We start from the raw sequence: 10671 nt of genomic DNA on the forward strand, positions 1-10671 counted from the left end.
ATTCGAAAGTTTGAAAAAATAAGGTGGGGGAATTCCAATGAGAATTCTGATCAAATATATTATTAAACAATCGTTGGGGTCATTTTTTATCGGGCTCGGAGGGTTTATTCTCTTTGTCAGTCTGGAATTACTTTATCAACTTTCAGATCTCATTGTACGCTATAAAGTGGGAATAGATAAATTGTTTATTCTAATATATTATAACCTGCCCTATTTCATCGTTCTTGGAATTCCTGTTGGAGTTCTTCTTTCTATTTTTTGGACACTTTCAAGAATGAGATCAGATAATGAATTAATAGCTCTCCAAACTCATGGGGTCACTTTGAAAAGCATTGTGATTCCCTTTATCATATTTTCAATGGTGCTTTGCTTTGCAGCTTATAGCTTCAATGATTTCATTGTCCCTATTGCCAACAGAAAAGCATCTGAAGCAATATCAAAGTATGTTTACAAGAGACCCGAGGTTACATTTAAGGAAAACGCTTTTATGGAAGATGGAAGGGGAAGATATCTCTACATAAAAAAAATAGATCCTGAAACTGGTGAGCTTCAAAAACTCCTATTATACGATCTCAGCAGTGGTAAAACCCGTGTAATCAGTGCTGAAAACGCTTCAAAAGAATCCGGCAAATGGATTATGCACAATGGACGTATTTTTGAAACAGATTCAAAAGGTTTTTTGCTATTTGATATGAAGTTCGATTCTCTTGAGCTTGAGTTTGAACAAGATATTAACCAATACATAAGAAGTTCTAAGTCTCCCAGAGAAATGACGAGTTCAGAGTTAAAAAAGAAAATCGCAAGCTTCAACAAGCTCGGTGTTGATACTGCTTCTCTTCAAGTTGCTCTTCAAGAAAAACTGTCAAATTCTCTGGCTCCCTTTGTTATAGTTCTTCTCGGCGTACCTGTTTCACTTTTTTTGAATTTAAAATCCAGATCGTGGTCTGTTATACTCACTTTTGCTCTTGTGGTCATCTATCAGGGTTCTGGTGCTTGGTTGAGTGCTATGGGGAAGGAAAATCTGTTTAATCCCGTTCTCGCTCCATGGATTCCCAACATACTCTTCACCGCCTTTGGAATAATAATCTTTGCACTCATTGATACAAGAGCTTCATATAGACTCAGTGAATTCCTCGGTAGATTTTTTAAAATCAGCGTTATTGTATTTTTGTTAAGTGCTTCAACAACACTTTATGCAGGGAATTTAAAGCTCTCGGCCGGGGTTGTTACAGGTAAGAGCGATGAAGTGCTTCTAACTCATGGTGTACAGCTTACCTACAACAGCACAAACACCAGCATCACCGTTTCAGCCTCAAACGCTTCTATTCTTTTAAGAGGGGAGACACCTATTTCAATAGGATTTTGGGGAAATGTCAGAATATCAACAGGAGAAAATACGATCTTCTCCGAACGCGCCATTTTGGAGTTAGATTTGGGCATGGTTCAAGCACTCAAAGCTTACATGAAAACTGCAATAAAAATCCCTGAAACCGGTTCAAATGAGGCTAAAAATGTAGATTTTTTCGTTTTGGGAGATTACATAGAAGCCACAGCTGAAACAACCCCAACCGTAACATTTCATGATTCTTCATTCACGACTTGTGATCGCAAAAAGCCGCATTACAGTTTTAATGTCAGCTTTGCCAGGCTAAAACCAGGAGAATATCTCGAAGTTGAGAACCTTGTGATGAAGATACTCGATGTTCCCGTTTTTTATTTTCCGTGGTATTACTTTCGTCTTGACGACCCAACTAGAAGGCCTTTTCAAATAGATCTCAGTTCCATTGGCGAGGGTAAAACAACTATTACTCTCAGGTATCTGAAATTAGACTGGCTAACAGTGAGTTTTTCATGGGAGAGAAATTGGAGGAACAGCGCGGATTTTTTCAACCTCATGGGTGACGTATCAACTGATTTGGGAGGGCTTACTGCTCTTCTCCAATACAGTGAAAACATAACTGCTGGAGGTTATGACCTTGGTGCATATGTGCTTTTAAAGCCTGAAATAGATGGCACATTGTCGCTCGGTGGATTGTATTTGGATGGGACTCCGTCAGATGCATTAAAAAAACCGTTTAAACAATCAATATTCGGATATAGAACGGTCAACAAAAGGCAAAAGGCGGTAACCCCATTTGAACTGCTGAAAGAAGGAAAACTGTATCTTGGAGCTCTCGATTACCGATCTCCATCGACTGCTAAAATAAAAAGCTCTGTGCTTGGAAATTTTGGTGTATACGCTGAAACTGATGTATCCACACAATTGTGGGGCATTTCTGCTGATTTAGAACTTCCGGTGAATTTCAATTATTCAGAGAGTTCTTTCAAAGCCTTAAGCAGAAGCAGCGCCATTTCCTTTGAACTCGGAAAATATTCTATTGAGGAGGAACTAAAATACTACCTAAATAGCAGTGCCGGTATGTCTACGACCAAACTCAGCTTTCATAATATTGATTTTGAATTAAAGGAACTTGCTTTTACCATTTCTTCAAGCGCTACGGCCCAGGAAAATTCAGCGACTTCACTTCTTTTGCCTGAAAATATGGACGAATTTCAGCTTGATTTAAGTAGCTATCATTTCAAATGGGGAATTTTTTCCAGTAGGGGAGATTTTTTCAGCACATTTGGAGAAGGGAATATCACGATATCTACACCTGTTTCCAAAAAAGGTGTAGGTAGAAACAGCATTTCATTAGAGAGCAAAAATGGTAACTTCAAACTTTCCGGGAACTATGCTCTTAACTTCAACAGCGCCAATGAAGATCCCAATGAAAAGCTCTTCTGGATTGATCCAATTAAACTGAACTATTCTGGCTTGTTTGATATCATATCTGATATGAATTACAGTACTTTCTACGGTGGCAACTGGTATATGAAAAACAAGACCACTTTATCTAAGAATATCCCCTTTCTGAACCGGGACTTTGGAAACTTCGAATATATTATGAATCTAAGCACTTCATATACAATGGACTTTGAAGCCACTGAGACAGAAGCTCTTCTCGATGGTTTTTCTAAAGGAATACCAAAGCTTTCACTTAATAACGAGCTAAGCTATTCGCCTTCGGCTTCTTTTAGTACATATATTCAGTACAATCCCTCAATTGATTTGAAAAACGGAGATTTGAAAAGCCCCGGGAAATTCGGCTCAAAAGTTAATTCAAAATTTCTCAACATTGAGTACGAAACAGACTTGAATTTTGATGCTCTATATTCTCCTGATGCTTCTCTTTTCGGAACAGGCGAGTTAAAAACTGAAGGAATTGTTCCCATCAAGGGGTTAGAACTCAAACACAACGAAGAAACTCTTTTTGATTCCTTAAAAGCGAGTGAAACGAACTTTGAATTGAGCCTTGAATACGATATGATTTCACACAAAACGAGTTCAAACTATTCCTGGACTGAAAAGAAAATCGGAACAATTAAAAATACGGAAAGAGTTAGTTTTGAAGATAACGATAAGAAAATCGATTTTTCTTTTGAATGGCAGCTTTCTCCAGATTCCACTAAGGCTGAAGATAATCCCATGAACATTGGGTTAGACCTTGAGCTTTCGAAAGCGCTGATGATAAGCTTTAACATGGAATATCCCTTTACTTACAAAAATAAAAGCTGGCCAGAAAGAATTAGATTTAACTTCGAAAGGTTGAAAACGGGATATTTCGATGTTAAAGGGTTGAAGCTTGATTTTATGACTGCTGATGCAACTTTCACTACTAGCCGTCCTTTCCCTGACAGCTATTTTTCAGAGAAATTCGGCACCGGCAAAGGGCGTTTTTTTGTGTTAAGCGCTGAAACTTTGGAATTTGATAGGCTAAAGGCTGAAAAACTTTTTGTGGCTATAAAAAAAGCCGTTACCTCCAGCGATATATGGACTATAAGTGGGGGAGTAAACAGGTTATATTTGTCAAACAAAAAGTTGTTATATGGAACGGGAAAGGGGATCCAGAATTACGGGATATCAATGGAACTATCTGTTAGCGAGGAGACAAAGAAGTTTCAGTTTAATATCAATGATTTAAGTCTCGGCAATTCCCTTCTCAAACATCTGAGCTTCCATCTTGGCGATGAGAACTATCTCGAAATAGGTGCTAATTTGGACAGTATTGATTGGGATGCCTTGTATGGAAAATCAAAGCCGTTGTATTTAGATTTACATTGTATGGCTGTTGAAGGAATTCTCAGGCTTAATTTCTCAGGAACTTCTTTTTTCGATGTACTGGAAATGATAGGCATAAAGTATTATATAAAAGCGTTATCGGATAAATATCTCGTGCTTGGCTTGGAAGAAGGAAATCCTTATTTCAAATTTAAATTCTGAGGTGAGAAAATGACAGAATACGTTAAAAAGAAAGAAATCATGATAGCCATAAGCCAAAAGATTGAGGGATGCACTGCATGTCCCCTTGGTATGGAGAGAACAAACGCCGTGCCGGGTGAAGGTTCACTGGAAAGCCCGGTGGTTTTCGTTGGTGAAGCCCCCGGAGCAGATGAAGATGCCAGTGGGAGACCCTTTGTGGGAAGAGCCGGACAATTACTCACAAAGATTCTTGAGTCGGTTAATCTTTCGAGAGAGGATGTTTATATAACAAATATCGTAAAATGCAGACCACCAAAAAACCGTGTTCCCACTTACGAAGAAATGAAATCCTGCTCGCCTTTTCTGCTTTCCCAGCTTGCAGTCATTAAACCAAAACTCATAGTAACCCTTGGCGCGACAGCCCTTTCTTTCTTTCTGGAAAATGAAAAAGTGGCCATCACAAAATGTCGGGGGCAGCTTTTTGATTGGTACCCGGGGGTGAAGATTTTTGCAATGTTCCATCCTAGTTACTTGTTGAGAAATCCATCGAGAACTCCGGGTTCACCAAAATATCTAACATGGGAAGACATCAAGAAAGTAAAGAAAATGTATGATCAAGCCCTTAGAGGAGAAGAAATTTCTTTGTGATTAAAAATTGAGAGGAGAGATATCATGGCAGATAATATACTGGTAACTGGAGGCGCGGGCTTTATAGGTTCACATGTCGTAAATGCTTTGATAGAAAAAAACATCATGCCAATCGTAGTCGATAACCTTTCTTCCGGGAAAATTGAGAACCTCGATCCAAGAGCACTTTTCTACCAGCAGGACATTACAGATGACGAAATGATGGAAAAGATTTTCATGCTTCATAAGCCAAAGTATGTTTTTCATCTGGCTGCACAAATAAGCGTTTCTAATTCTGTGAAAGACCCCATTGAAGATGCGCGCATAAACATAATTGGTTCACTGAAGCTGCTGGAGTTTTCTGTGAAATATGGTGTTGAAAAATTCATTTTCTCATCCACTGGTGGAGCTATCTATGGTGATGATGTCTCGGAGATACCCACGTCAGAAAATGAATTTCCAAAGCCAATTTCTCCTTATGGAATTGCAAAGTTTTCTGTTGAGAACTATCTGAGGTTTTACAATTATCAGCATGGTTTAAAATACGCTGTATTGAGATATGCGAATGTTTATGGACCACGCCAAGACCCCCACGGGGAAGCTGGAGTAGTAGCTATATTTTCCGAAAGGATGCTCAAAGATGATGAAGTGATAATCTTTGGAGATGGTGAAAACATAAGAGATTATGTATATGTCACAGATGTTGCCAGCGCCAATCTCCTTGCAATGGAAAAGCTTGAAAATGAAGTTGTCAACATCTGTACAGGCGTAGGAACCTCTGTAAATGAGCTTTTCGCAGCTTTGAAAAAATCAACAGGTTATTCAAAAGAACCTATTCATGCCGATCCAAGGCCAGGAGATTTGAGAAAGTCCATCTTAAGCTGGGAAAAAGCTAAGAATCTCATGGGATGGAAACCTTCTGTGAGGTTAAATGATGGGTTGGTGAAGACCGTTGAGTTCTTCAGAAACAAATTGGAAACCACTCAGTGAGCGATTAAGGCCTGAACATTTCGATGATGTTGTTGGCCAGTATCATCTGACTGGAAAAAATGGAATCATAAGAAAAGCACTGGAAAAGAGAAAACTCTTTTCAATGATACTCTATGGTGCTCCTGGAACTGGAAAAACGACAATTGGGCACCTGATAGAAAAAAACCTTCCTGATAATCATGAATACCTTTATTTCAGCGCAACAACACAGCGAACAGGAGAGTTAAAACAGTTATTCCAAAGGGCTGAACAGCTGAAGCGATATGGAACCCAAATGGTTCTTTTTGTCGATGAAATTCACCGTCTGAACAAAGCTCAACAGGATATTTTTCTACCTGTTACCGAAAAAGGAACAATCATACTCATAGGGGCAACAACGGAAAACCCGAGCTTTGAAGTCAATCCCGCACTTTTGTCAAGATGCAGGCTTATTATTCTTAAAGAGCTAAAAACTGAAGATCTCACTAAATTGCTTGAAAAGGCAATACACAAAGACAGGATTATCCAGGAATACGATCTTAATATCGAAGAGGAAGTCCTTAAGGTAATTGCGGAAAGCGCAGGAGGCGATGCGAGGATAGCCTTGAATTTACTTGATACGCTTTGTGATACTGCCCATGCTCTTAAAAGAAAAGCAATCGACGTAGAATTCCTGCGGGAATTTTCCGTACTTCCCGGTGGAAGATATACGAAAAAGGGCGAAGAACACTATGATCTCGCTTCGGCATTTATTAAGAGCATGCGCGGTAGTGATCCAGATGCTTCTGTTTACTACATGCTTAGAATGCTTGAAGGCGGAGAAGACCCAAAATTTCTTGCCAGAAGGATGATTATTTTTGCTTCAGAGGACATCGGACTCGCGGATCCTATGGCATTAGTTGTAGCCAATGCAGCTTTTCAGGCCGTGGAGAAGGTTGGCCTTCCAGAATGCTCACTGAATTTAACCGAAGCTGCAATTTACCTTTCTATCGCACCGAAAAGCAACGCTGTAATTCGTGCCAGAAACGCTGCCTTTAAAGTAATTAGAGAAAAACCCAATGTTCCCGTACCATTAAAGCTGAGAAATCCGGTTACAAAAATGATGAAGAAGCTTGGATATGGCAAAGACTATCAATACCCCCACGACAAAGGGGGCTTTACCCGGGAAATGTACTTACCCAAAGAACTATCACAAATGGTTTTTTATGAACCCGGTAATACCGGGCACGAGAGAAAGGTAAAAGAACGGCTCTTATCTTTGTGGAAAGGTTTAAAGAGATACAGGGGGGATAAAAATGAAAAGCATAATACTTGAAAACGGGAAGATAATTCAAATTGTGCAGGGAGATATCACTCATGAAGAAGTTGATGCCATAGTAAATGCTGCAAATGCTTATTTGCGCCATGGAGGCGGGGTCGCGGGAGCAATTGTAAGAGCTGGCGGAAAAATTATTCAGGAAGAGAGCGACAAGATTGTGAGAGATCGTGGCCCATTAGCCGTTTCAGAAGTTGCTGTTACAGGAGCTGGAGAACTTCACGCGAAATATGTTATTCATGTGCACGGGCCGCAATACGGACAAGAAGAGGTAGAGGATAACCTTTACTTGAGTTTTTTGAACGTCTTGAAAAAGGCCGGCGAGCTGGGAGTCAAAACCGTTTCCATACCAGCTGTTTCATCGGGAATCTTTGGCGTTCCGAAGGAAATATCGGCACGTGCCTTCTTCCGGGCTGTGAAAGATTATTTCGAAAAGTATCCCGAAACTACAGTGGCACTTATTCGGGCTTGCAACATTGACAAACCAACCACAGAGGTTTTTGAGAAAATATCACAGGAATACTTTAATATATAGTTTTTTCTCATAACTCTCTTTTGCGCTTATCAACAAAAAGGGCGATGTCCCAACGGCACAGACATCGCCTTATATAGCTTTTGTGTTTAGTTTGTGCTTGAACTGGGCGAATCGACTAAAATCACACGGAAAGCCCCTTTGGTGATAAGCTCATTGGCTATTTCCGAATCAGCAGTAATCCAAATACGGAATGGATCAAAGGTCACCTTTGGGCTGTAATTCATAGCTAATGGATCGTTTTCAGTAATATACTGTGCATCTTCTTCTGAGAGATTTAAGACTACATGTGTGCCCATATAATCATGGGATTGCGCGGTATAATCTGCAAAAGACATGCCATTCTTATAAGCCTTTTCGCCGAGAAACCTGAGTACATTTACAAAAAAATCGGGTTTCGAATATCCCGGCAGGCTTGTTACCGGAGTTGCTGTTTCATCAAAAAACCAGAAAGTTGGTGTTCCTTTGACACCAAAAGCAGCATAAAGCTCATTGTAGGTCAGCTTTTCCTCTTTCCCTTGAATCTCAAGAGTCGCCGTCTTTTCGTTTGAAGGATAAATTTCCACAAACACATATCCAGCCATTAAGAGTCTCCCCACGGTTTCATCTGATAGGGTAGATTTGGTAAAAAGATTACAATAATAACAACCCGGATCTGAAAACATCACAATTAGCTGTTTTTGCTCTAATTTAGCGATTTTCATACCTGTGTCGAAATCATGAATAACCCCATCATAGGAAAAAACTGAAACCGCAAGCACTATTAGTACAAGAAAAAATATTGTTTTTTTCATCCGTTCACCTCCATAATTTTTTACAATGAAAACTGAAGCAAGTTCAGCTTATCAAACATAGTGAGTATTCCTGCTGTAAAGAGCAAAATGAAAACCACGAAACGAAGCGCTTTTCTTGTTCTGGATTCGCCTCCGAAAGTAAGCCTTGAAGTGAGTTTCGCGACAAAACCGCTTAATGTCAGAAAAGGAATACTCAGTCCAAAAGAATACACAAGTAATAGCAACCCACCTTGTCCAGCCGTGCTTTGATTTGCAGCGAGAACCAGAATAGATCCGAGTATTGGACCAGCACATGGTACCCATATCATCCCAAGAACGGACCCAAGCAAAAAGGCTGAAATCATTCCACCACGAAACTTAAACACGTTAACTTTTACACCCTTAAAACCAATTTCAAACAAATAAAGGAAAGCGAAAAGCACAAAAAGCCCACCTGAGATGAAGTTCATTACCTGCCTGTTTTTGCCGATAAATTGTCCCAAGCCTCCTGCACCTGTGCCCAAGAGAAAAAAGAAAATTGACATCCCAAGGGTAAAGAAAACACCTTTCCAAAATCTATCTATAGATTTTTTGGCTGATCCCATTAACACTCCAAAAAAAATCGGAATTAACGGTAAAACACATGGTGAAAAGAAGGACAAAAGACCACCTAAGAAAGCGCTTCCATAAGAAACAGCAGTATTAATCAATGGAATTGCCACTGGATTAATGGCACCTCCAACCAGCGATGTTGCTACCGTAGTAAATTCATTCATTATACCCCTCCCCTGTAAGGTCTAATAATATTTATTATACATCTAAGACAACAAAAATGCCTTATGGGTTCAACACTCTATAATAGAATGCTTCTAAATATTAGTATATTCTTAGCAATATGGTATAATTAAAAAACAATAGGTATTAGTAGATTTATTTGCTGTAATGGCTTATATGTATATTATTGTTTATGAACACCTATTTTTATGAAAGGAGTGAATTAAAATGCTGAAAGAAAGAATGAAGGAGGCTATAAATAAGCAAATAAACGAAGAGCTTTATTCTGCTTATCTGTATTTGTCAATGTCCGGATATTTCAATTCAATTGGTCTCAAAGGATTCGCAAATTGGATGATGGTTCAATACAAAGAAGAGACAGATCATGCCATGAAGTTGTATAACTATTTGTTGTCACAAGGCTCTGATATCAAATTGCTTACAATCAACGAACCACCGCATATATGGGACTCTCCACTTCATGCTTTTGAAGAAACTTTGAAGCATGAGCAACACATTACCGAATGTATAAATGAACTCGTGGATCTGGCTGAAGAATTAAAAGATAGAGCCACATACAATTTTCTCCAGTGGTATATCAACGAGCAGGTTGAAGAAGAAGAAAATGACAGAGAAATAATTGATAAGCTGAATTTTGTCGGAGACAGCAAAAATGGGATATTCATGATCGATAACGAACTTGCTCAGAGAAAATACGTTCCGTTAATACAAGAGGGGGTATGAAAATGACAGAAAGAAGGCAAGTGTACAAATGTGAAATTTGCGGAAACATTGTTGAAGTTCTTCACGAGGGTCAAGGGGAACTCGTATGCTGTGGCCAACCAATGAAACTCTTTGAAGAGAAAAGCTCAGATACTTCTGTTGAAAAACATGTTCCATTCGTAGTATGGAAAAATGGCAGATATCTGGTTAAAGTGGGTGAAAATGTTTTGCACCCAATGGAAGAAAAACATTATATAGAATGGATAGAGCTAATAGTAGATGGTGTTGTTCATAGAAAAACACTTAAGCCGGGAGAATCTCCTGAAGTAACATTTGAAATTCCGCAAGGGAAAGAGGTTGTTGCAAGGGAATATTGCAACCTTCATGGATTGTGGGTCAATAAACTGTAGTTTAAATTCCAATCTCTCAAGCCCAATTTGGTTTGGCTGGACGAAAGGAGTGATGAAATGAAGTACAGATGCACCGTATGCGGCTATATCTATGATCCTGAAGCTGGCGATCCTGATAATGGGGTTAACCCCGGGACGGCTTTTGAAAATATCCCCGAAGATTGGACCTGCCCACTTTGTGGGGCAAGCAAAGACGATTTTGAACCTCTTGAATGATTACTATTACCGATAATGATCTCAAAAGTCAA

General features: G+C 39.3%; 10 protein-coding genes. 8 read left to right on the plus strand and 2 right to left on the minus strand.

Going from position 1 to position 10671, the window contains the following annotated elements; genetic code table 11:
* Positions 1-37: 37 nt before the first annotated feature.
* From AC3LHT_RS02975 to AC3LHT_RS02995, 5 genes are read left to right on the plus strand one after another with little or no spacing between them, the layout of a single operon-like run.
* The gene (locus tag AC3LHT_RS02975; protein ID WP_488661929.1) at positions 38-4321 is read left to right on the plus strand and encodes an LptF/LptG family permease; all 4284 of its coding nucleotides are present in this window, start codon (positions 38-40) and stop codon (positions 4319-4321) included.
* Positions 4322-4330: 9 nt separating this feature from the next.
* On the plus strand, positions 4331-4948 hold the full coding sequence (locus tag AC3LHT_RS02980; protein ID WP_290646566.1) for a uracil-DNA glycosylase: 618 nt from the start codon (positions 4331-4333) through the stop codon (positions 4946-4948).
* A 24-nt stretch (positions 4949-4972) separates the two neighbouring features.
* The gene (locus AC3LHT_RS02985) at positions 4973-5917 is read left to right on the plus strand and encodes an SDR family oxidoreductase (protein ID WP_488661930.1); all 945 of its coding nucleotides are present in this window, start codon (positions 4973-4975) and stop codon (positions 5915-5917) included.
* Positions 5880-7211, plus strand: a complete 1332-nt coding sequence (locus AC3LHT_RS02990) for a replication-associated recombination protein A (protein ID WP_488661931.1) — start codon at positions 5880-5882, stop codon at positions 7209-7211. The genes AC3LHT_RS02985 and AC3LHT_RS02990 overlap by 38 nt, the downstream gene beginning before the upstream one ends.
* Positions 7192-7746 (plus strand): macro domain-containing protein, encoded by a 555-nt coding sequence (locus tag AC3LHT_RS02995; RefSeq protein ID WP_290646572.1) that lies wholly within the window; start codon positions 7192-7194, stop codon positions 7744-7746. The genes AC3LHT_RS02990 and AC3LHT_RS02995 overlap by 20 nt, the downstream gene beginning before the upstream one ends.
* A gap of 86 nt (positions 7747-7832) precedes the next feature.
* Here AC3LHT_RS02995 and AC3LHT_RS03000 read toward each other — a convergent pair whose 3' ends face one another.
* Together AC3LHT_RS03000 and AC3LHT_RS03005 are read right to left on the minus strand one after the other, a co-directional pair.
* Positions 7833-8537, minus strand: a complete 705-nt coding sequence (locus AC3LHT_RS03000) for a thioredoxin family protein (protein ID WP_488661932.1) — start codon at positions 8535-8537, stop codon at positions 7833-7835.
* A gap of 20 nt (positions 8538-8557) precedes the next feature.
* Positions 8558-9292, minus strand: a complete 735-nt coding sequence (locus AC3LHT_RS03005) for a cytochrome c biogenesis CcdA family protein (RefSeq protein ID WP_290646576.1) — start codon at positions 9290-9292, stop codon at positions 8558-8560.
* A gap of 226 nt (positions 9293-9518) precedes the next feature.
* Here AC3LHT_RS03005 and AC3LHT_RS03010 point away from each other — a divergent pair, with 226 nt between their 5' ends.
* Genes AC3LHT_RS03010 through rd form a run of 3 tightly spaced genes read left to right on the plus strand, consistent with a single transcriptional unit; the run spans position 9519 to position 10639 of the window.
* Positions 9519-10034 carry a ferritin gene (locus AC3LHT_RS03010; protein ID WP_290646578.1) on the plus strand — a complete coding sequence of 172 codons (516 nt, stop codon included), beginning with the start codon at positions 9519-9521 and terminating at the stop codon, positions 10032-10034.
* 2 nt (positions 10035-10036) lie between these two features.
* The gene (locus AC3LHT_RS03015; RefSeq protein ID WP_488661933.1) at positions 10037-10423 is read left to right on the plus strand and encodes a desulfoferrodoxin; all 387 of its coding nucleotides are present in this window, start codon (positions 10037-10039) and stop codon (positions 10421-10423) included.
* Between the two features lie 57 nt (positions 10424-10480).
* Complete coding sequence (rd, locus tag AC3LHT_RS03020) at positions 10481-10639, plus strand: rubredoxin (RefSeq protein WP_290646581.1); 159 nt, start codon at positions 10481-10483, stop codon at positions 10637-10639.
* Positions 10640-10671 lie beyond the last annotated feature (32 nt).

Source organism: Kosmotoga sp., assembly GCF_982836095.1.